We start from the raw sequence: 20,331 nt of genomic DNA on the forward strand, positions 1-20,331 counted from the left end.
GGTAGATCAACCTGGCGCCAGCGAATATGCTGGCATTTTAAGGCCCCAATAGGCGCCGGTTATCTAAACGTTGTGCGGTGTTCAAGCAATAGTGGTTGTAGTGGCAAAAGCGGTTGCGATAGCAGGCAATATTGAATCCTGCTGGCCTTCAAGCTCGGTCGTTCGGGTTGGTTGAATCAGCCAAACCAATTCGTTACCCCCGGCATCTTGGTGGTTTATTTGAGTTCAGTTTGAATGGCAGCATTGGCGCTGTTCTCTTCTGTGGTGTTAGCGGTCCAGGTTAAACGTCGGCATCAGCGCCCTGCTCTTCTTAGTTCCAATTAGGGCCGTGAACCATGCCCACATTAGCGGCGGTTCTTTGCTTTATCAGGTTGGTCAGGTTCGGGTAAATCAGCGTTCTATTCTTCGTGACGCTGTTCAGGCCAATCCGTTTCGGCGGCTTTATTTCGTTGTTGCCCAAGAGGCTGGCGTTGCTGGTTCATCGCAACGGCACAACAAAAGTTTAAACACCGGACTGGCTATACGCAGCCGCTCCTTATTCAACACCGGTTTCAGCCAGCCGGTTAAACAGACGTTGTGCGGTGTTCAAGCAATAAAGGTTGTAGTGGCAAGAGCGGTTTAGATAGCAGGCAATATTGAATCCTGCAGGTCTTCGAGCTCGGTCGTTGGGGTTGGGTGAATCATCCAAACCAATGCGTTGTCAGCAGCATCTTGGCGGCCGATTTAAGTTCAGTTTGAATACCAGCAATGGCGCTGTTTTCTTCTGTGGTGTTAGCGGTCCAGGTTAAACATCAGCATCAGCGCCCTGCTCTTCTTTGTTCCAAATAAATCCGATAACCATGCCTGCATCAGCGGCAGTTCTTTGTGTTATCAGGTTCGCTTGGATTTGGTAAATCAGCGTTCTATTCTTCGTGACGCTGTTCAGGCCAATCTGTTTCATCGGCTTAATTTCGTTGTTGCCCAAGCGGCTGGCGTCGCTGGTTTCATCGCAACGGCACAACAAAAGTTTAAACTCCGGACTGGCTATACGCAGCCGCTCCTTATTCAACACCGGTTGCTGCCAGCCGGTTAAACAGACGTTATACGAAACCAATATGAAAGAATGGTGTGATGTAAAAAAAGATTTTGAGCCGGAAGGCTCGTTGAGAGATATCTATATTGAGGATATCAATGAGTCAGTCTGGAACCTGTTTTTAAGCGACCTGCTTGATTCGGGTTATAAGATATGTTTTACACATGGTCAGCAAGTTGTAGCTTTGCCAGAGTCCTTTGCCGAAATTAAGAAGCTACAAGAAACTGAACCAACAACGCTTGGAATTGCTATAGAAAATGGCATTTGGATAAATTGCCATTTTTTCATAGAATCGGAAATAGAGTTAGATCTATCACCGAAAGATATTGATACTGAAAGCAAATTTAAAAACCTTGTTGGCTTTTTGCACTGGCTGCATTTAGCTCTACGCAAACCTGTAAAACTAACTCACGAAAATTCTCAAACAGAGGTTATTCTATATTTAAGCTAAAATCGTATAACAAACCGCTGCACACCGACACATACTGCTACGCTCGTTTTTGTGTGTCGCTGCGCGCCACTTTACACAAAAACGCGCTCCGCAGTATGTGCGGGTGAGCGGGGCGTTATGTCTTGCAACTTGCAGCACCAAGGTTACAGCAAAAATGATTAAGTTAAATTTTATTTTTTACTTCGTAGGTGTTGTAGCATTCGCGATAGTTTATGAGCCAGTAAAACAATCCTTAGGTGGCGGGTCATTGTTTTATATTTCAGCCATAGCATACCTGTTCTCCCTAAGAGCTCTTGGATACCTATTGACAAATAGGTTTAATTAACCGGAAGGCATGAGCAATAAATGAAATATGCGATTGTTATTATTTCATGCTCCATTTGGTTGTTGGTTTTTAAACTCTCAGGGTGTGAACTACTTGATTCGCCGTTTGGTTTTGTTTCTGGGTGCAAGAATCATGGAGTGAATTGGAACTCATTTTTAGCACCAAGTGGCTTCATCCTTTTGATTATTATGCCAATGGCTCTTATCCATTTTGTGGTGACAGTAATTAGTGTGTTAATTAGTTACATCAAATCCATCATCAAAAAACAGAAAACATAACAAATAGTTTAAGTCGTTCGCTTCGCTCACTGGGACGCGCAAAAAGCCGCGCGCCCCATAACTAAAATGTTATAAGAACCAGAGTAATGAACAGACTCCGAGAATTGCCACTCCATGATGCATTACTTCACCAGATTAATATTGACTGGAAGAACCACATAACAACATTCGATCTTTCAGTATTCATGCATAACGGCAAAAGTGCAGAGCCTTGCACGTTGACCTTTTCTGGTGTTTCCAATGTCTCCGTACCCCATAATAATGTTTGGGGTGAATCACTATTCATCAACGAGGTGAACGTCATTGATGATGCGGTTGAAATTCATATGCAAAGTGGCGACACCATCAAGATATCTGCCGTGTCTTTCACTTTTGAAACAACCACCACTTATAACAAATAGTTTAAGTCGTTCGCTTCGCTCACGGGGACGCGCATAAAGCCGCGCGCCCCATAACTAAAATGTTATGCATCAGGAGAGTTTTGTGCAGAATCCAGACGACAAATTCTATGAACGAGCTGATGCACACATTCATCTCTCGAACGACCAGATTTCTGAGGTTGCCACAAAGGGAAAAGTCAGTGCATCTATGATGTACGCCACCGCAAGATTTAACTCTTGGGTGAGCGCATGCGGTTGGAGCAGCGCAGAGGAAATGGCATCGGCAAAAGAAGAAACGATCGAGTATTTCGTGGCGGAATATCGAAAGATGCTCGATGAAAACATGGATGACTACATCAATAACTTCCAGTCATATATGCAAGTGGGTCAAGATGCATAACCCGGCACTCAACCTCGCTCCTTTCAGTCGCTCGACGCTGCGCGATAAAGCCGCGCAGCGCCGGTTAGCTACACGTTAGAAGGCATAATGAGAAACCTCTACTTTATCTTTATTGTTATTTTTTTAGCTTCATGCGCTAGCGCTATCCCTCCCGGGGTTTATCAAAGAAGTGCAGATGGCATCACAGATAAGCTTTATGTGAATTCAGAAGGTCATGAATGCTTCTACGTTGTTGAATATCCAGTCGATGCGTTTGGAAGTGCCTGCCATTTGATTTCCAACGGAAATAAGATGTACAAAATGTTTGTTTTCGATATAACGAATGAAAGCTCCGAAGAAGTATACATTTTTGATATAACATACTTAGGTCAATCCCTAGTGCTTAATGAACACCAAAACATTAATGAACGCCCCATTACATTAAAATATGTTTTTGATTCATCTAACAAATAGTTTAAGTCGTTCGCTTCGCTCTCTGGGACGCGCATAAAAGCCGCGCGCCCCATAACTAAAATGTTATGTATCACAAGGGGGTTGATTTGGACTTGTTATTGCTGCTTGCCTTGCTCCTGTTTTTCATATCAGCATTACTTTCCGTTGTAATGGTGAGCCGCCTTAAAATAGCGCTTAAAAATCACTCTCAGTCAGAACTTCAAAAATTTGGTTTAGACACAACATCACAGCTCAGCTTTAAAAGCGGCATAAGGAATAAGCGAAAAGCTGAAGGTTTTATTTTTGGTGGCTATAAGAATCATCCCGATCCAACTATTGCTAAGTTAGGGAAGCAGGTGTTTATTGTTACGCTTGTGTTCTACACATCAATACTGCTATTTGCCATCTTAGCCTTCGTTGGTAGAAGCACATAACAAGTTGCTCAAGTTTAATGCGCCAGCTAAAGCTGGCACCGTGGGACCGCTACTGCGTAGCGGCCCCTTAGCAAAACGTTATACGTCAAATAAGAGTATTAGATGTGCCAGAGGTTAAAGATAAAGAAATTTCATTGCCCACGAACGACGAGAAAATGGTTCTTTCGCTAGAATGTACTTTTTATGTGGATGGATATTTCACATTTAGTGTAAAGATGTAGTCTGCCAAGTTCCGGGGAGATTCGTGCCTTTGTGTTAATACTGAGCAGCTAAACAACTTCATTGGCAGTCTAATTGAAATGGGAGATGCTTTGGACGGGGAAGCTAAATTATCGGATAACGATTCGGACGGTTATTTGTTATTCGCGCGTGTAGATCACGGACATGTCGAAGTCGGTGGTCAGGTCGGAGGTTCACACCAGGACGAGTTTGCGAAAATCATGTTCAAAACTGATCAAACGTGCCTTTTCCCATTCGCCAATCAATTATCAAATTTGGTTCGGCGATATGACGTATAACAAACACTTCAACTTCGTTCCCTCTGGTCGCCGGACGCTCCTGCCGTCGCGCCGGTTAAGTGGGTGTTATAAGGCAAACACATGAATCTTAGCGATCTCGAAGAATCGCATTTGCTGTCCCTTACTTATGACCACAATGGGTTATTTATTGAGTTTATCTTACTATCTAGTAAAGACATGAATGTAAAATTATTTGCACATAATAAAGACACCTCGCCGATTACCGTGAAATTTATTGGGTTAAATATTAGATCCAATTTCACAACTCCAAGTGGAGTTGCATCACTAGGTGAAGTCGAAGCTGTTCAGACCTCCAAAAATGGCTTCGACTTAGAAGGTGACATGGGCTTTATTCAAGTGGTAGCTGACACACTCATGATCAATGACATCTTATAAAAAATAGTTTAAGTCGTTTGCTTCGCTCACTGGGACGCGCATCAAGCCGCGCGCCCCATAATTAAAATGTTACACAGGAAGGTGATTTATATGTCTCTCATAACAGAACTAACAAAAGGATTCATGTGGGGAATTGGACTCTCTATAGCATTACTCAGTTCTGTAACAGCTTATGTGATGCATGTTTATGCTAATGCTGAGGTAACATTTAGGGATACCATAGGCCAGATCTATGAAGAACGAAGCACAATTCTTAGTCAGGAACTTCAAGCTGAAGTCATGAAATCGGAAGTCAAAGGAAATGAAATATTAATTTTCAGTAGGTACAAAAACATTAAGGTGCATTCTGCCGCAATATTAGGAATGAAAGTCAAATTCACAGTGTTTGATGCAGCAAACCGAGATGGTGCCCCGATTGCAATATGCAGTCAAGCAATTGCCAATGAAGAGTCTGAGTCTGTTTTTATATATGGGATTACGTCATGCAAAACAATGTTTGGTCAAAGTGCAGATGCAGTTGATGTAACAACCTCTATAGTCCGCTAATCATGTGTAGCAAATGGCTTAAAGATGTTCGCTTCGCTCACTTGTCCGTCCCGCCTTCGGCGGGCCGCCTTTTAACGAAATGTTAATTGTTTTTCTATGGCTAATGTTTACGAAAAATTAGCGATTATCTTGGCGGTGATTATGTGCTTGCCAGTTTGTGTTGCTATTTCAGGGGGTGTTGCTTTCCTCGATAAAAGTAATCCAGTTTATTATGAGGGACTACATGTGGTCGGTTACATGGTTATTTTATCCTCAGTAATTTGGATTCCGTATCTCATATTGAGTGCATTAAAGTGGAAAAAAATAAGTAGTAAAGTTCAGGCAGTAACATTTATACCTATTGGCTCAATGTTATCTTTAGCTCTTGTAGCTGAAATTAATGGTGTACCGTGGTAAAAACAATTAACAAACGCAGGCCCCCGAACCCTGCAAGCATTGGTCTTAGAACGCAGGCCAATGAACGCTTGCGTGTCCGGTGCTACGGGCGTTATGTTTCCGAGCGAATATGGACTCACATAAAGATAAAGCAATGAAGAAAAAATATTCTTCGGCATTAATGTCAAATCATAAGTGGCGTAAACTATTTACTGTTATGGCAGAGCATGGCTCGGACTTCTCAGGAATCGAGTACCATTTTACAGATACAGATAATGCATTCTACGGTCATGCTCCATCTTATGAGCAGGTTTGGGAAACAGCTATTGATGATCCTGTGAAAGGTGCAGGCGGGCCAGTCGAGTACAAACATATCGAATCGATATTGATCCCATATGTGTACTCATATCGTGCATATCAGAATGCACCTTTGTCAGAGCGGCCATTAAACATCGACGTGTTTCTGGCAGCGCTGGAAAAAGTAGGTTGTTTCCCAATAACTAAAACTAACAAAGGCATCATTTTCCATGGGTACAAAAAATAACAAACAGTTCAAGAGGAACATTTTCACGTCGCTTCATTGTGCGCTCAAATAGCACAAAATAAACCACTTCAAAAATGCCCCTTAGCTGGGCGTTATGAGTAAAAAGGAAAATCATGACTAATGAAGTTTCACCAGAATTCTGGCAAAGAGCTGATGAAATTATTGCTTTAGCAAATAAACAGGCGAAAGAGTGTGATGTTGGTAAAGTAAGCTCATCAACTTTATACGCTGCGGCCAGATACAATGCGTTTAATGTGATCGCTTCGGCAAACGACGTCGAAGAAATGAAAAATGACAAAGAAGAAGCGATTGGATATTTCGTGGATCAATATCAAAAAATGCTAACTGAAAACCTCGATGAATACATTAAAACCTACGTGAAATATAAACCTCATGCTAAGTAACAAAAATACTCATAACAAGTGCCTCAAGCGGACTCTGGAGCTGCCCCGCAAAAGTTGTCGCGCTTTTTTCTTTGGCAAAAAGGCACGCCAAATTTGCTCCACCGTATAGTCAGGCGTTATGCAATATTGAACATATGCAGATGCTGAAGAAAATTGTGTTGAGCTTGATTGTATTTGTCATAATGGCTATAGCTTTGTCCTGGCTTCTAGGCGAATTGGCCGTTGTTTACGAAATGTGGGCGACCGGGACGAAAGACAGGATCGAATTGGCGAATGACTTTGGTCTTGGAATGATCGGAATACTTATCGTATTGCCACTCGCATTTATAGGTGCATTGATCTCGGTTGTATTCGTCTGGCGAATTTCTGGCAAATGGTTTTTCAATGCAAACTGTTTGCATATCAAATAGTTTAAATCGTGCGCTTTGCTCACTGGGACGCGCATTAAAGCCGGCGCTCCATAACTAAAAGGTAAGGCCATGAGTGAACTATGTCTTCAAGTATGGAGCTCTTTGCAACACGCCTCGTTGAGCAAGTACTGCGGAGGTATGGCTCACAAGCGACAGGTGAGCGTGAAGAGGGTTTCTGAAATAACGATCCCTCATTTGTTAGAAGGCGCCTTTGGCGCCTTCTTGCTTTTGGGCGCAAGACAGTTGTCTTGCGCAATCCGGCGCTGATATTTGCGTTACCAAGCGGTGTGTTCTGGTGCCTTGCCCCATGCGGGCTTGGCTGCCCTGGCTGGCTAGGTGCAGATGGGTGTCAGTGGCATGCTTGACATTCCCACGATGGTAAGGTTTACGCTTGCAGCATCGCCTATCGCAACAACGAGACATCACCATGAGCATGCCAAGCACAACAGATAATCCTTTGGCCAACATCAGTCTGCCCATCGCGGGGATGTCCTGCGCCAGCTGTGTGGGGCGGGTCGAGGCGGCGCTGGCCAAGGTCGAGGGGGTCGGGCATGTGTCCGTCAACCTGGCTACCGAACGGGCGGAGATCTCGCCCTCCGGCCCCGTTGACCGGCTGGCGCTGATCCAGGCGGTGGAACAGGCGGGCTATCAGGTACCTGTCGGGACCATTGAGCTCATGGTCGAGGGCATGAGCTGTGCCTCCTGCGTAGGGCGGGTGGAGCGGGCGCTCAAGGCGGTGCCCGGGGTCTCGACGGCAACCGTGAACCTGGCCACCGAGCGGGCCACTGTGTCGGGGGTGGCTGGGCAGGAGGCCCTGGTGGCCGCCGTTGCCAAGGTGGGCTATGTGGCGCGGCCGCTGGCGCCGGTGGCCCGACGCGACGAGGAGGCGGAGGCCAACAAGGATGCGGAGCGGCTGGTTCTGAAACGAGACCTGCTGTTGGCATCTGTGCTGGCGCTGCCGCTGCTGGTGGTGGAGATGGGCTCGCACCTGATCCCCGGCCTGCATGAGTGGGTGATGTCGACCCTCGGCATGTCCTTAAGCTGGCAGTTGCAATGTGTGCTGGCCAGCCTGGTGCTGGCGATCCCGGGCCGGCGCTTTTACCTCAAGGGGCTGCCGGCCCTGGTGCGCCTGGCGCCGGACATGAACTCGCTGGTGGCGGTGGGCACGGCGGCGGCCTACGGCTATTCGGTGGTGGCCACCTTCGCCCCCGGCCTGCTGCCTGCCGGCACGGTGAATGTCTACTACGAGGCGGCGGCCGTGATAGTGGCGCTGATCCTGCTGGGTCGCTTTCTGGAGGCCCGGGCCAAGGGCCGCACCTCCGTGGCCATCAAGCGCCTGGTGGGCTTGCAGGCCAAGGTGGCCCACGTCTGGCGCGATGGCCGCCTCCTGGACATTCCGCTGGATGAGGTGCGACTGGACGATTCGGTGCTGGTGCGGCCGGGCGAGCGGGTGCCGGTGGACGGCGAGGTGACTGAGGGCCACAGCTTCGTGGACGAGTCGATGATCACCGGCGAGCCGATCCCGGTGGAGAAGACCGCCGGCAGCACTGTGGTGGGGGCCACCGTCAACCAGCAGGGAGCCTTGACGCTGCGGGCCACGGCGGTGGGCGGCCAGACCATGCTGGCCCAGATCATCCGGCTGGTGGAGCAGGCCCAGGGCGCCAAGCTGCCGATCCAGGCGGTGGTGGACAAGGTGACCCTGTGGTTTGTGCCGGCGGTGATGCTGGCGGCGGCCCTGACCTTCCTGATCTGGCTCATCCTGGGGCCGTCACCGGCGCTGACCTTTGCCCTGGTGAACGCAGTGGCCGTGCTCATCATCGCCTGTCCTTGTGCCATGGGGCTGGCGACACCCACCGCCATCATGGTGGGCACAGGTCGGGGCGCCGAGATCGGGGTGCTGTTTCGCAAGGGGGAGGCACTGCAGTTGCTCAAGGATGCCCGGGTGGTGGCGCTGGACAAGACCGGCACCCTGACCGAGGGCCGCCCTGTGCTGACCGATCTGGAGATTGTCGCCGGCTTGGCGCGCAATCAGGTGCTGGCCCAGATTGCGGCGGTGGAGTCCCATTCCGAGCATCCCATCGCCCGGGCCCTGGTCGCGTCGGCCGAGGAAGCGGGCATTGCGCTGCCGGAGATGACAGCGTTCGAGTCGGTCACCGGCATGGGCGTGCGGGCCAAGGTGGCCGGGGTTCGCGTGGCGGTGGGGGCCGAGCGCTTTATGGCGCAACTGGGTCTGGCGGTCGACGGCTTTGCCGACACGGCAGCACGCCTGGGGGACGAGGGTAAGTCGCCCCTGTATGCGGCCATCGATGGCCGGCTGGCCGCCATCATGGCGGTCGCCGATCCCATCAAGCCCAGCACCCCCGCCGCCATTGCCGCGCTGCATCGACTGGGCCTCAAGGTGGCCATGATCACCGGCGACAACGCCCGAACCGCCCAGGCTATCGCCAGGCAGCTGGGCATCGATGAGGTGGTGGCCGAGGTGCTGCCGGCGGGCAAGGTGGCGGCGGTGCGCCGGCTCAAGGCGACCCATGGCCAGCTGGCCTTTGTGGGGGACGGCATCAATGACGCCCCGGCGCTGGCCGAGGCCGACGTGGGGCTGGCCATCGGCACCGGCACCGAGGTGGCGATGGAGTCGGCCGAGGTGGTGCTGATGTCCGGCAACCTGCAGGGGGTGCCCAATGCCATCGCCCTGTCCAAGGCCACCCTGGGCAACATTCACCAGAACCTGTTTTGGGCCTTCGCCTACAACACGGCGCTGATCCCGGTGGCCGCCGGGGTTCTCTATCCCATCTGGGGGGTGCTGATGTCACCGGTCTTTGCGGCCGGCGCCATGGCCCTGTCGAGCCTGTTTGTGCTGGGTAACGCCCTGCGCCTGCGCCGCTTCCAGCCGCCGCTGGCCGCCGGCGTTCCGGCGAAGGAGAACCTCCATGAACATAGGTGATGCCGCCAAGGCCTCCGGGGTCTCGGCCAAGATGATCCGCTATTACGAGCAGATCGGCCTGATCCCGGCGGCGGCTCGCACCGATGCGGGCTACCGGGCCTACCACCAGCGCGATATCCAGCGGCTGCAGTTTATTCGCCGCGCCCGGGATCTGGGTTTTGCGGTGGCTGAGATCGGTGAGTTGCTGGGGTTGTGGGATGATCAGTCGCGCCAGAGTGCCGACGTCAAGCGCCTGGCCGAGCAGCACATCGCCGAACTGGACAGACGCATCGCCGACATGCGGCAGATGGCGGCCTCGCTGCGCGTGTTGATAGACGCCTGTGCCGGCGATGACAGGCCCGATTGCCCCATCCTGAACCAGCTGCAGCAGGCGCAAGACGAGGCCCCCTTGATGCCGGAGACGGGCCAGGGGCAGTGCCTCAGCGCCACCTCCGGGTGCCACGCGGGGAAAAAACGGCAGCCCTGAGCCGCACCAATCCGGGCTCCCCGGGGCAACCGTGGGCGGTATTACTCCGGCTGCCCCTGATGGCGAGGCGCCTTGCCCTTGAGCACCATGATGAAGTCCCGCAATGCCGGTTGCAGGGCATCAAAGGGCGGCATCTTGCGATGGGTCATGGCCACTTCCCCCAGCAGCTTGAGGCCCACCAGCATGGCGGCGGTCTCGTCCTGGGTCAGGCCGTCCCGGCAGCCAACCCGCGCCAGCAGACTGATGATCTCGTCGTGACTCTTGCCCGCGAAGCTCAGCGTCTGTCCGACGTTCTCCCCGTCCAGGGCCTCCAGTGTGACCCGATAGTGATGTTGGTTCATCTTGTCTCCTGATTAACAGCGTTCCAGATCCTGCGCCGCCTTATCCAGGACGGCGGCCAGGGCCAGCAGGGTCTCGTCGGACAGATCATCCTGAGCCAGCCGCAGGTGCAGGGCGGTCTTGAAGTTGTCCAGGGCCCGCTCCAGCGCCGGGTGCCGACGCCCCTGGGCGATGCGGGCGGTGGCGGAGAGGCGGGCCAGGATGCGCGCCAGTTCCTCGGCCTGCTTGTCCAGCAGGGCCTGACCGTCGGCCGTGATACCAAAGCGCTTCTTGCCGCCTTCCTCACTGGCCAGGGCGATGAGATCCATCTCCTCCAGCAGGCTCAGGGTGGGGTAGATGACCCCCGGGCTGGGGGTGTAGTCGCCGCCGGCCAGGTGCTGCAGCCCCTTGATCAGTTCGTAGCCGTGCTGTGGGCCGCTGGCCAGCAGGTGCAGCACCACCAGGCGCATCTCGCCTTGCTCGAACAAGCGATGACGGCGTCCGTGCCCCTTGAGGTCACCGAGGCGCCCGCCGTGATGCCCGGGGCCAGCCTGCCGGCTGCCCCGCGGGCCGCGGCCCCGGTGTGCCTCCCGCATCAGCTCGGCGTCATCCGCCGTCCTCTCGGCCTCCGGGCGGCCCTGGCCACCGGGTCCCCGCTGCCGGCCCCTGCCGTGACCGCGATGGCCCTGGCCATGGCTGCTGGGGGAGAGTTCATCAAAGTGGCGCATCATCATCGCCAGTAACATGCCATTTCTCATGGGATTACCTCTTGTCGTTGTTGTGCCGGGCCGCTGGGCGTGATCCGCCGTCCTGCCCGGGTAGGGTGCAGAAGACAGGGCGTCGCCTGTCTGACGAGAATTAAGATATATCTTAGTAATATCTTGATCAAGTTTTGCGCGCGATAATTTTCAGGCCACTCAGGGGGCCTGCAGGCGAAGAGGGGGTTGCACAACAGGAACGCACCCAGGGCTGCCTCTGTGTGCGGGTTTCAGAGGCGGCCTGGAGCGCGCTGGCCCTGGGCAGAGGGGGGCTTGGTGTTTACAGGGAATGTGGCAACCGCTCGACCTGCGCCAGCCAGCCTTGCCGGCGGGTCTCAGTGGCGGATTTCACCGGCCCCAGGCTGAGGACCTTCACCGGTTTGATGCCGCAAAAGCCCAGTACGGCCCGCTTCATCAGCTGATGGCCGGGTTGGCGGGTGAACCAGCGGTAGTACCAGGGGGGCGAGTCCATGGTGACGATCAGCTGGCCGCTGCGCCCGGTCAGCAGGCGATCCCACAGGGGATCCTGGGCGTGGTATTTGAAGGCGAAGCCAGGCAGCAGCAGGCGATCGATGAAGCCTTTGAGCAGCGCCGGCGGGCCGCCCCACCAGTTGGGATAGATCCAGACCAGGTGATCGGCCCACAGCAGATCGGCCTGGGCGCGTTGCAAGTCCGGCTCCAGGGGCTGCACCTGGCGGTAGCCCTCATGCAGCACGGGATCAAAATCCAGCTGCCCCAGATCCAGCCGCCGCACGGTGTGGCCCAGGGCCTCGGCGCTGCGCTGGTAACGGTCGGCCAGCTCGCCACACAGGCTCTGCCGGGCCGGGTGGCCCAGGATCACCACTATCTTTCTTGTCATCTTGCTCTCCTGCGATGAGATGAACTCAGTCTGCCCGCCGGCCATGACACTGCCATGTCGGCCTAGTAACGGCTCAGCCGCCAGTGGTGTGCGGTAAAGTCGTACTCCATGCGATTGAGGACAATCCAGGTGGCGGGGTAGGTGAGCCTGGGCAGGCCGGTGGGGTTGATATAGTGCAGCCGGAAGGCGCGCACTCCTTGCCACTGCTGCGGGCTCAGGCCCAGTTGATCCAGACCGGCTGGATAGCGGCCCTGGATCTGGCGGTACGCTTCTATCCGCTGCGAGACATCGCTGGCCGTCAGGTCGGCCTGGCTGGCCAGCCAGGCATGGCGGGCGAACAGGCAGCTAAAGCCCAGCAGCCAGAGCAAGCCGTGGCGCAGGGGCCCCCGCAGCGGCTGGTGGCGCCAGTAGAGCAGAGGCAGATTCAGGCCGTAATAAAACAGGCAGAACAGGGCCACCGGCAGGGCGATGAAGCCGGCGTGGCGCGGTAGGCAGCAGAGGGTCAGCAGCAGTATCAGGGTCGGCACCAGTTGGCGCAGCGGGCCGCGTCGGCAGGCGAACGCATCATGGTTCCGCGTTAGGCGCGGGCGCAACAGCAGGCTGGACATGGTCTCTCCCTGTCTCTCCCTTGGGGGGTGGCAGCCCATTGTGCCTAGGCCGGCATCGGCTGGCTCCTGGTCTGGTGCACAACTGTTGACCAGCTCGCAAAATGATTCATTTGAGTATTAAGTTTGCCACTTGTTAAGACCTTGCTGCGAGCTCGGGTGGGGATGTGAAAAAAACATGACCAAACAGCATCCGCGGCTTGATAAATAGTGGTTACAAGCGAATCTGATTGATACCATCATCTGGCTTAAACCCTGAAGAGGATCACATTATGCGTAACGCTCTCTGTTTTGCCGCGCTGGCCCTGGTCGGTTGCGGTGTGGCTCAGGCCGCCACCCCGGTACAGCTCTCGCTGCCGGGTATCAATCTGCCGGCGGCCGAGCAGGTCACAGGCGTGCGACTGGATCTGCTCTACGGCAAGACGCAACAGGTCAAGGGGCTGGATCTGCCCTTGTTTGCCCTCTCCGACACCAACAGCTTCACCGGCCTGCAGCTGGGGCTGGGCTTGGGGGCCGGCCGGGTGCGCAATCAGTTCAAGGGGGTGGCCTTTACCCTGTTCAACTGGCACGAAGGCCAGGATGTGGGGGGTAACGTCGGCTTCGTCAACTACACCCGCTCGGTCAGCGGGGTGAACCTGGGTGGCATCGCCAACGTCACCGGCGATGTCTACGGCATCAACGCCGCCGGACTGGTGAACTACACGGGGAACGTGCGGGGTCTGAACCTGGCGGCTCTGAACGTCTCCCGCGGCAAGGCACTGGCCAGCGTGGGCTTCGTCAACTATGCCGACAGCGCCACCTTCCAGCTGGGCTTCTTCAATGCCACCCAACACCTGGACGGCATCCAGATCGGCCTGGGCAACTACGCCCCCAACGGCATCTTGCCCGTGATGCCGCTGGTGAACTTCAGCAAGTCGCTTTGAGGCTTGCGACGGGAACAACAAGAAGGCGCCTGCGGGCGCCTTCTTGTTTTGGGGCGTTGCTTACGCCGTCCCGACCGGTGGCGGGGCGGCATCCCGGGCCGGGTCTACCTGTGGGTCCGGCGCCCGGGCGGGGGCCGGATACCAGTGCTCCGGCGGCACATGCTTGCTCTGAGCGGTATCGGCCATGTAATGGGGCGACATGATGGCCACGCCGTAGCGGTTGAACACATCCTGGATGTTGGCATGCAGCCGGCTCAGCAGATCCGCTCGAGGGGTGGGGACCTCTGGGACGGCATGGGCCACCAGGCGGTACTCGGGATAGAAGTCCGACAGGGCGGTCTGCAACACCCGGGGGGCCGGCTCGGTCTGAATCCCCGGGGTGAGGCGGGCGGCCTCCAGCAGCATGGCCTCCACCTGGCGCCAGGGGGTGTCGTAGCCGATGGTGACGCTGGTATCCAGCAGGTAGCCGGGGCCCTCCACCACGCGGGAGAAGTTCTTGGTCACCGAGCCCGTGATCAGGGTGTTGGGCAGGGTGAGTATCTCGCCGGCGCCGGTCTGGATCCGGGTGGTGAACATGCCCAACGCGATGACGGTGCCCTCATGCTCGCCGACTCGCACAAACTCGCCCACCCGCAGGGTGTGGGAGTAGGTGAGGATCAGCCCCGCCGCCGCCTGGCCCACCACGTTGGACGCCCCCAGGGAGATCATCAGACCGACGATCACCGACAGCCCCTTGAAGGCCTCGGTCTGGGCGCCAGGCAGGTAGGGATAGGCCATGGCCAGGGCGAACAGCCAGATGGCCAGGGACAGCAGTCGGCTGGTGGGCAGCAGGGTCTCCCGGGTCAACCAGCTGATGGTGCCGGGGGCGGCCAGCCGTTGCAGCAGGGCGGCCAGCAGGGCGATGGAGCCCTTGGCCAGCAGGAAGATCACCAGGGCCACCAGCAAATCGGGCAGGGCCGAGAGCATGGCGCTGGCGATGCCGGCGGCCAGATCGAACAGGTAGGCATCCAGCCCTTCGCCCCAGGGCCGGGTGAAGGGAAAGCGCTGCAACACGAAGCTCAGCCACTCGAACAGGCACAATAAGATGAGGCCGCCACACAGCAGGCCCACGCTGCGCCGCAGCAGGGGGTAGAGCAGGCCGGTATCCAGCACGCTGGTGTTGCCAATCTTGAAGCGGCTGGTCTGCTGACGCATCAGGGGCAGCAGGGCGGCCATCAACTTCTGGCGGACATACAGCAGCAGGCGCAGGGCGAGATAGAGCAGCAGCGTCGCCAGCAGACTCCAGCCGGCGGCCTGCAGCAGAAACTGCAGGCTGCGGCCCTCGTGGGCCTCCCGGATCACCTGGCGCAGGGCGGCGGCGGCCTGCTCTGCGGCCTGTTGCACCGTCTGTGCCTCGGGCCCCAGATCCCCCGGCGAGACGATGAAGGCCCGCTGGCCGCCCACCAGCAGCAGTATGCTGTTCTGGATCGGCTGCAGGTTGACCTCCAGCGGATTATCGGACCTGAGCAGCCCCTTGAGCAGGTACTCGGCCCGCTGCACCCGGGTCTGGGGGGATTCCCCCAGCAGGTTGGCCCTCAGGGTCACCACGGGGCGGTTGGCCAGCACCAGGGTGACGGGGGCGGCCTGGGTCTGTACCGAAGGATCATCGGCCTGTTCGGCTCGACTGGCGCCACAGAGGCCCAGCAGCAGGGCAACCAGGGGCAGGTAGGAGAGCAACACACGCCATAGGGTCATAGCGCCTCGCTTAGCGGTGGTGACCGCAAGATGGGGGACAATCAGGACTTGTTTGCCTCCCATCATTGGCCAGCCACAAGGCTAAATCCAGCCCCCACCCGCAAAAAGTCAGCTGGGGGCGCAGGGCAGGCTGGCCTAGATAAACAGCTCGGGCTCCAGGCGGGCTTGGCAATTGCTGCTCAGGCGGGCCGACAGGGCTTGCATGGCCGGATCCTGATAGGCGCGGGCCCCGAGATCGCAGGCCTTGATGCAGGCGGCACAACCGATGCACAGGGTCGAGTCCGTCTGGCCCGGTTCGTCCGCCGAGATGGCCCCCGTCGGGCAGACCGCCACACAGGCCAGGCAGCGCAGGCAGCGATCCCCATCGGTCTGGGGCACTATGCCGGAGGCGGGCTTGCGCTCCTTGTAGGGATACTGACCCGGCAGGGTTGGCGTGGCCAGCTGGCCGCTTTGCCAGCGCTGGGCCAGCTGACGGCCAAAGTCCCGGGCCTGGGCCAGATCCGCGGCGTCGGGTCTATGGGCGGCGGTGGGGTGGGCGGCGGTGGAGTAGGAGTGCTCGCCGATAAAGGCACCGGCAGCCACCAGCTGACAGCCCTTGGCGCTCAGCAGATCCGCCAGCTCCCGCAGGGCATCCTCGTAGGCCCGGTTGCCATAGAGCACCACGGCCACCGTCGGCATGCCCTGGCCGTCCAGGTCCGCCAGGCGCTCATAGACGATCTCCGGGATGCGGCCCCCATACACGGGCACCCCCACCAGCAGCAGCTGTCCGGCGGGCAAGGGCGGGGCCAGGGGGGCAAAGGTGAGATCCTGCGTGTTACAGCGGGCGGCGCCGAGGCCCTCGCCGATGGCGTCGAGTATCCGTTGGGTGGTGCGGGTCGGAGAGAAATAGAGCAGGCTGATGGCGTCCATGTTGTGTGCCTTAGGGGAGTGCGTCTTCCAGGGCGCCAGGATGCCGCAGCCGAGGCGGAGACACCTTGATATGCCTCATTGCTCGGTCAAGTAATTGGCATCCGCCATTTTCTGCGCCATCAGCAGAAACAAGGGGTAGCGGCGCGGCGTGCCGGCCTGGGTTTTTTCTATGGTGAAGTAGGGGGCGTGGCTGACGTTGGCAAAGCCCGCCGCCTGGGCCAGTTGCGTCAGCTCGACAGGATCCAGGCCGTGGTGGCCGTCAAAGTCGTTGTGATGCTGGTGAAAGGAGCCGTCTTCCGGGTAGAGATCCGCCACCAGCAGCTGGCCGCCGGGGGCCAGCAGGGCATGGGCCTGGGCAAAGAAGCCGGCCAGATCGGCCACATGGTGCAGCACCATCAAGCTGACCAGGGCATCCTGGCCCCCAGGCAGATCGGCTAGTCCGTCGGACTGGCAGGTCTGTACATGGGGCAGGGCAAGCCGCTCTAGCTTCTGCCGGGCCTGGGCCAGCATGGCGGCGGAGGCGTCCACCAGCAGCACGGCCTCGAAGTGGTCGGCCAGGATGAGCCCCAGCAGGCCGGTACCGCAGCCAAACTCCAGCAGACGACCGCCGGGTGCCGGCCGCAGGGCGAGCATCTGCTCGGCGGTGATCCTGGCCCGTTCCAGCTTGCCTGGATCCTCATCCCACTGGCTGGCCAACTGATCGAAGTAATTTGCCATGAGGCGGCTCCCTCGCGGATTGTGTTTCGCCGAGTGTGCCGCGTTTTTGCCCGGTGGGCCAGCCATGACATGGTCATGGGGCGGCAGGCCTGTGTTAGTCTGCCAGCCAGGATGCCCGTCAATTCGGAGACCCCATGGCCAGGACCAGCCAAAGCCACCCCCTCGAGATTGCCCAGTTGCCGGCCGGCCCCGGTCTGGGGCGTATCGGCATCACCTTCTGCCCGGGCAAGCAGGATCCCTTCGCCCTCTCCGGTGCCTGGGCGCGGGATCTGGCCACGGATCTGGATGTCATAGTCGCGTGGGGCGCCCGCCATGTGCTGACCCTGGTGGAGCCGGACGAGCTGCTGCTGCTCAAGGTGCCGCAACTGGGGCCGGCCATCCGCGCCCACGGCCTGCAGTGGCACCATCTGCCCATCGCCGATTACTCGGTCCCCGATGACGCCTTCGAGCGGCAGTGGTGCCACACGGGGCGATTGCTGCGCCAGGCCCTGCGTAACGGCGAGCCTGTGCTGGTGCACTGCAAGGGGGGCCTGGGACGGGCGGGCATGATGGCCGCCCGGCTGCTGGTGGAGTTGGGGATGCCGCCGGTGGAGGCCATCCGTGCCGTGCGCCGGGTGCGCCCCGGCGCCATCGAAACCCCGGCCCAGCTGGCCCTGGTGCGCCGCACTCAGCCGCTGGCTGATCAGGAGGCCGAATGCTGAGGGAGGGCCCTGTGCTGGATAGCCAGCGCCTGATCCGGGTGGGCGGCCAGCTGGGCAGCAACCCGGCGGGCCTGTATCAGGACGCCGACGGCCAGCGCTATTACATCAAGAGCCTGGAGAGCCGGGATCTGGCGCGCAACGAGTGGCTGGCCGCCCAGCTCTACCAGTTGGCCGGGGCCCCGACCCTGGAGTATGTGGCCACCCAGGATCCGCAGCAGATCGCCACCGTCTGGCGGACGCTGGACAAGTGCCGGCTCAGCCAGTTCAGTGACGACGAGCGCCGTCAGGCGCAAGCCTGGTTTGGCGTCCATGCCTGGACCGCCAACTGGGACGCCGCCGGACTGCTGGGGGATAACCAGGGGGTATGGCAAGGGCGGGTGCTGACCCTGGATGTGGGGGGCGCCCTGGCCTATCGCGCCTGCGGGGATCCCAAGGGCGGCGCCTTCGGCAATGGGGTGAACGAGATCGACCGGCTGCGCACCGACCCGGACAATCCCCAGGCGGTGCGCCTGTTTGGCGATATGGAGGCGGCGGCCTTGCACCAGGCCATAGCGCGGGTGCTGCGGATCCCGGCCGAGCAGATCCTGGCCTGCGTGCTGAACAACGGCGGCCGCGAGCGGCTGGCGGACAAGCTCATCGCCCGTCAGGCCGACATGGCTAGGCAGTTGGCGGCGGGGCTAAATGCCTAGGCGGCGGGGTTGGATTGCAGGCTGTGCAGCCACTCGCGCCACAGCGCCACCAGCAGGGCCATCAGCACAGGGCCGATAAACAACCCCACCAGCCCCATGGTGGTGACGCCGCCAATCAGACCAAAGAAGGTGGGCAGGAAGGGCAACTTGATGGGGCCACCGACCAACCTGGGCCGGATGGTTTTATCGACGATAAACAGCTCCAACACCCCCCATAGAAACAGGCCGGCGGCCATGGCCAGCTCGCCAGCGCCCGCCAGGTAGAGGGAGACGGCGGTAAAGGAGAGGGGGGCGCCGCCCGGGATCAGGGCCAGCAACCCGGTAAGCACCCCCAGGGCGACGGGGGAGGGCACGCCGGTGATCCAGTAGGCGATGCCCAGCACCATGCCTTCTCCCAGGGCCACCAGTCCCATGCCGGTGACCGTCGAGCTGACGGTGGCCGGCACCATGCGGGAAAAGCGCGCCCAATGGCCACCCAGTACCGACTCGCCGATCCTGTCCAGCTGGGCGGCCAATGGCTCGCCATCCTTGTAGACAAAAAACAGGGTGATCAGCATGAAGACCAGCATCAGCAGCAGGTGAAAGGCCTTGCTGCCCAACGCCAGCAGCCAGTGATAGAGGTTACCCAGCTGCTCACCGCTGAGCAGGGTGACCAGCTCGCTCAGGGCCAGGGGCTCTTGCAGGTATTCTTGCCAGTAAGGCGTCAGCCAGGGGCCCAGTATGGGCAGGGCCCGCAACCACTCCGGCATCACGGCCCCCTCGCGGTTGGCCTGGATCAGCCACTCCAGCCAACCCTTCACCTCACCAAAGGCATAGGAGAAGGCCAGCGACAGCGGCACTATCAGCACCAGCATGACCGTCAGCACGGCGATGCTGGCGGCCAGGATGGCCCGCTGGCCGCACGACTCGAACAAGCGGCGATACATGGGCCAGCTGGCAAAGCCGATGATCAAGGCGCCCAGCACAGGCACCAGGAAGCGATGGAAGAAATAGACAGCCACCAGCAGCAGCAAGATCAACAGCCAGCGTGATAGCAGGTTATCGGGGAGTGAATTCAAGGCGCGGGCTCCATCGGCGTGCCAGCAAGGGGCTTGGGGTGACTGGTCAGTGCTTGTCCCGGGTCAGCTTGTCCAGATAACCCATGGCAAAGGCTGACAGCACGAAGGTGATGTGGATCAGCAGATACCATTTGATCTTGTCGTTGGGGATATTCTCGGTGTTCATGAACACCTTGAGCAGGTGAATGGAGGAGATGGCGACGATGGAGGCGGCCACCTTGTTCTTGAGGGAGCCGGCGTCCAGCTTGCCGAGCCAGCCCAGCTTCTCTTCGTTCTCGTCCACATCCAGCCGGGAGACAAAATTCTCATAACCGGAGAACATCACCATCACGATCAGGCCCCCCACCAGGGAGATATCGATGAGTGACAGCGTGGTCAGGATCAGATCCACCTCCATGGTAGTGAGAATGTTGGGCAGGATATGGAACAACTCCTGGAAGAACTTGATGCCCAAGGCCACCAGTATCAGGCTCAGCCCCAGGTAAATCGGTGCCATCAGCCAGCGGGAGGAGTACATCAGGCGCTCAATGATCTTTTCCATCTTGTTATCTCGCTATCAAGGGCACGGCGTTGCACTGGCGTGCCAGTGAGGGTTGTGTTTGCGGCCATATTAAGGGGAGCCCAATCGGTTGTCAGCCCAGCGCCTCATTCGGTGCCGCCAGCGACACCTGGCACGCGCTGGGTACTG

Annotated in this window: 27 protein-coding genes and 1 pseudogene; 18 read left to right on the forward strand and 10 right to left on the reverse strand. The window is 57.8% G+C overall.

Annotated elements, in window-relative coordinates; translation table 11 throughout:
* Nucleotides 1-784: 784 nt before the first annotated feature.
* Nucleotides 785-1,051: a hypothetical protein gene (locus tag ABD847_RS12535; RefSeq protein WP_345013512.1), complete on the reverse strand. Its 267-nt coding sequence runs from the start codon at nucleotides 1,049-1,051 to the stop codon at nucleotides 785-787.
* 43 nt (nucleotides 1,052-1,094) lie between these two features.
* On the opposite strand from ABD847_RS12535, the gene ABD847_RS12540 reads away from it, so the two are divergent.
* From ABD847_RS12540 to cueR, 15 genes and pseudogenes are all read left to right on the forward strand, one after another.
* The gene (locus ABD847_RS12540) at nucleotides 1,095-1,523 is read left to right on the forward strand and encodes a hypothetical protein (RefSeq protein WP_345013514.1); all 429 of its coding nucleotides are present in this window, start codon (nucleotides 1,095-1,097) and stop codon (nucleotides 1,521-1,523) included.
* Nucleotides 1,524-1,868: 345 nt separating this feature from the next.
* A complete protein-coding gene (locus tag ABD847_RS12545; protein ID WP_345013516.1) occupies nucleotides 1,869-2,126 on the forward strand; it encodes a hypothetical protein in 258 nt (85 codons plus the stop codon).
* A gap of 86 nt (nucleotides 2,127-2,212) precedes the next feature.
* Nucleotides 2,213-2,527: a hypothetical protein gene (locus ABD847_RS12550; RefSeq protein ID WP_345013518.1), complete on the forward strand. Its 315-nt coding sequence runs from the start codon at nucleotides 2,213-2,215 to the stop codon at nucleotides 2,525-2,527.
* An 82-nt stretch (nucleotides 2,528-2,609) separates the two neighbouring features.
* Nucleotides 2,610-2,906 carry a DUF3144 domain-containing protein gene (locus ABD847_RS12555; RefSeq protein ID WP_345013520.1) on the forward strand — a complete coding sequence of 99 codons (297 nt, stop codon included), beginning with the start codon at nucleotides 2,610-2,612 and terminating at the stop codon, nucleotides 2,904-2,906.
* An 87-nt stretch (nucleotides 2,907-2,993) separates the two neighbouring features.
* Nucleotides 2,994-3,359 (forward strand): hypothetical protein, encoded by a 366-nt coding sequence (locus ABD847_RS12560; protein WP_345013522.1) that lies wholly within the window; start codon nucleotides 2,994-2,996, stop codon nucleotides 3,357-3,359.
* Nucleotides 3,360-3,445: 86 nt separating this feature from the next.
* Nucleotides 3,446-3,772 carry a hypothetical protein gene (locus ABD847_RS12565; RefSeq protein WP_345013524.1) on the forward strand — a complete coding sequence of 109 codons (327 nt, stop codon included), beginning with the start codon at nucleotides 3,446-3,448 and terminating at the stop codon, nucleotides 3,770-3,772.
* A gap of 251 nt (nucleotides 3,773-4,023) precedes the next feature.
* A pseudogene (locus ABD847_RS16870) lies at nucleotides 4,024-4,290 on the forward strand (WapI family immunity protein); the annotation flags it as partial.
* A gap of 81 nt (nucleotides 4,291-4,371) precedes the next feature.
* Nucleotides 4,372-4,686 carry a hypothetical protein gene (locus tag ABD847_RS12570; protein WP_345013526.1) on the forward strand — a complete coding sequence of 105 codons (315 nt, stop codon included), beginning with the start codon at nucleotides 4,372-4,374 and terminating at the stop codon, nucleotides 4,684-4,686.
* A 90-nt stretch (nucleotides 4,687-4,776) separates the two neighbouring features.
* Complete coding sequence (locus ABD847_RS12575) at nucleotides 4,777-5,232, forward strand: hypothetical protein (RefSeq protein ID WP_345013528.1); 456 nt, start codon at nucleotides 4,777-4,779, stop codon at nucleotides 5,230-5,232.
* Between the two features lie 96 nt (nucleotides 5,233-5,328).
* Nucleotides 5,329-5,628, forward strand: a complete 300-nt coding sequence (locus ABD847_RS12580; RefSeq protein ID WP_345013530.1) for a hypothetical protein — start codon at nucleotides 5,329-5,331, stop codon at nucleotides 5,626-5,628.
* A gap of 133 nt (nucleotides 5,629-5,761) precedes the next feature.
* Nucleotides 5,762-6,151, forward strand: coding sequence for a hypothetical protein (locus ABD847_RS12585; RefSeq protein ID WP_345013532.1), 390 nt, complete (start codon nucleotides 5,762-5,764; stop codon nucleotides 6,149-6,151).
* A 113-nt stretch (nucleotides 6,152-6,264) separates the two neighbouring features.
* Nucleotides 6,265-6,555: a DUF3144 domain-containing protein gene (locus tag ABD847_RS12590; protein ID WP_345013534.1), complete on the forward strand. Its 291-nt coding sequence runs from the start codon at nucleotides 6,265-6,267 to the stop codon at nucleotides 6,553-6,555.
* 140 nt (nucleotides 6,556-6,695) lie between these two features.
* The gene (locus ABD847_RS12595; protein ID WP_345013536.1) at nucleotides 6,696-6,965 is read left to right on the forward strand and encodes a hypothetical protein; all 270 of its coding nucleotides are present in this window, start codon (nucleotides 6,696-6,698) and stop codon (nucleotides 6,963-6,965) included.
* Between the two features lie 457 nt (nucleotides 6,966-7,422).
* Complete coding sequence (locus tag ABD847_RS12600; protein WP_425568464.1) at nucleotides 7,423-9,906, forward strand: heavy metal translocating P-type ATPase; 2,484 nt, start codon at nucleotides 7,423-7,425, stop codon at nucleotides 9,904-9,906.
* Entirely contained in the window at nucleotides 9,893-10,372 is a 480-nt protein-coding gene (cueR, locus tag ABD847_RS12605) for a Cu(I)-responsive transcriptional regulator (RefSeq protein ID WP_345013540.1), read from the forward strand. Before ABD847_RS12600 ends, cueR begins: the two co-directional genes overlap by 14 nt.
* Before the next feature lie 41 nt (nucleotides 10,373-10,413).
* Here cueR and ABD847_RS12610 read toward each other — a convergent pair whose 3' ends face one another.
* The 4 genes from ABD847_RS12610 to ABD847_RS12625 form a co-directional block, all read right to left on the reverse strand.
* Nucleotides 10,414-10,713 (reverse strand): DUF3861 domain-containing protein, encoded by a 300-nt coding sequence (locus tag ABD847_RS12610; RefSeq protein ID WP_345013542.1) that lies wholly within the window; start codon nucleotides 10,711-10,713, stop codon nucleotides 10,414-10,416.
* 12 nt (nucleotides 10,714-10,725) lie between these two features.
* Nucleotides 10,726-11,436: a PadR family transcriptional regulator gene (locus ABD847_RS12615; protein ID WP_345013544.1), complete on the reverse strand. Its 711-nt coding sequence runs from the start codon at nucleotides 11,434-11,436 to the stop codon at nucleotides 10,726-10,728.
* A gap of 292 nt (nucleotides 11,437-11,728) precedes the next feature.
* Nucleotides 11,729-12,307 carry an NAD(P)H-dependent oxidoreductase gene (locus ABD847_RS12620; protein ID WP_345013546.1) on the reverse strand — a complete coding sequence of 193 codons (579 nt, stop codon included), beginning with the start codon at nucleotides 12,305-12,307 and terminating at the stop codon, nucleotides 11,729-11,731.
* A 62-nt stretch (nucleotides 12,308-12,369) separates the two neighbouring features.
* Nucleotides 12,370-12,915, reverse strand: coding sequence for a hypothetical protein (locus tag ABD847_RS12625; RefSeq protein ID WP_345013548.1), 546 nt, complete (start codon nucleotides 12,913-12,915; stop codon nucleotides 12,370-12,372).
* A gap of 269 nt (nucleotides 12,916-13,184) precedes the next feature.
* Between ABD847_RS12625 and ABD847_RS12630 the strand changes: the two genes are divergently transcribed.
* Nucleotides 13,185-13,835 (forward strand): phaC PHA synthase, encoded by a 651-nt coding sequence (locus ABD847_RS12630; RefSeq protein WP_345013550.1) that lies wholly within the window; start codon nucleotides 13,185-13,187, stop codon nucleotides 13,833-13,835.
* Nucleotides 13,836-13,895: 60 nt separating this feature from the next.
* On the opposite strand, the gene ABD847_RS12635 is transcribed toward ABD847_RS12630, so the two are convergent.
* From ABD847_RS12635 to ABD847_RS12645, 3 genes are all read right to left on the reverse strand, one after another.
* Nucleotides 13,896-15,569 (reverse strand): mechanosensitive ion channel family protein, encoded by a 1,674-nt coding sequence (locus ABD847_RS12635; RefSeq protein ID WP_345013552.1) that lies wholly within the window; start codon nucleotides 15,567-15,569, stop codon nucleotides 13,896-13,898.
* 135 nt (nucleotides 15,570-15,704) lie between these two features.
* The gene (locus ABD847_RS12640) at nucleotides 15,705-16,478 is read right to left on the reverse strand and encodes a 4Fe-4S binding protein (RefSeq protein WP_345013554.1); all 774 of its coding nucleotides are present in this window, start codon (nucleotides 16,476-16,478) and stop codon (nucleotides 15,705-15,707) included.
* A 75-nt stretch (nucleotides 16,479-16,553) separates the two neighbouring features.
* The gene (locus ABD847_RS12645) at nucleotides 16,554-17,195 is read right to left on the reverse strand and encodes a class I SAM-dependent DNA methyltransferase (RefSeq protein WP_345013556.1); all 642 of its coding nucleotides are present in this window, start codon (nucleotides 17,193-17,195) and stop codon (nucleotides 16,554-16,556) included.
* A gap of 134 nt (nucleotides 17,196-17,329) precedes the next feature.
* Here ABD847_RS12645 and ABD847_RS12650 point away from each other — a divergent pair, with 134 nt between their 5' ends.
* Together ABD847_RS12650 and ABD847_RS12655 are read left to right on the forward strand one after the other, a co-directional pair.
* A complete protein-coding gene (locus ABD847_RS12650; protein ID WP_345013558.1) occupies nucleotides 17,330-17,896 on the forward strand; it encodes a cyclin-dependent kinase inhibitor 3 family protein in 567 nt (188 codons plus the stop codon).
* Nucleotides 17,890-18,585 (forward strand): hypothetical protein, encoded by a 696-nt coding sequence (locus ABD847_RS12655; RefSeq protein ID WP_345013560.1) that lies wholly within the window; start codon nucleotides 17,890-17,892, stop codon nucleotides 18,583-18,585. The genes ABD847_RS12650 and ABD847_RS12655 overlap by 7 nt, the downstream gene beginning before the upstream one ends.
* Here the strand turns inward: ABD847_RS12655 and ABD847_RS12660 are convergent.
* Nucleotides 18,582-19,643, reverse strand: a complete 1,062-nt coding sequence (locus tag ABD847_RS12660) for an AI-2E family transporter (protein WP_345013562.1) — start codon at nucleotides 19,641-19,643, stop codon at nucleotides 18,582-18,584. The genes ABD847_RS12655 and ABD847_RS12660 overlap by 4 nt on opposite strands.
* A 46-nt stretch (nucleotides 19,644-19,689) precedes the next feature.
* Nucleotides 19,690-20,184, reverse strand: coding sequence for a TIGR00645 family protein (locus ABD847_RS12665; RefSeq protein ID WP_345013564.1), 495 nt, complete (start codon nucleotides 20,182-20,184; stop codon nucleotides 19,690-19,692).
* Nucleotides 20,185-20,331: the final 147 nt, after the last annotated feature.

The sequence above is a fragment of the Pseudaeromonas paramecii genome (assembly GCF_039540575.1).
Classification (GTDB): Bacteria; Pseudomonadota; Gammaproteobacteria; order Enterobacterales; family Aeromonadaceae; genus Pseudaeromonas; species Pseudaeromonas paramecii.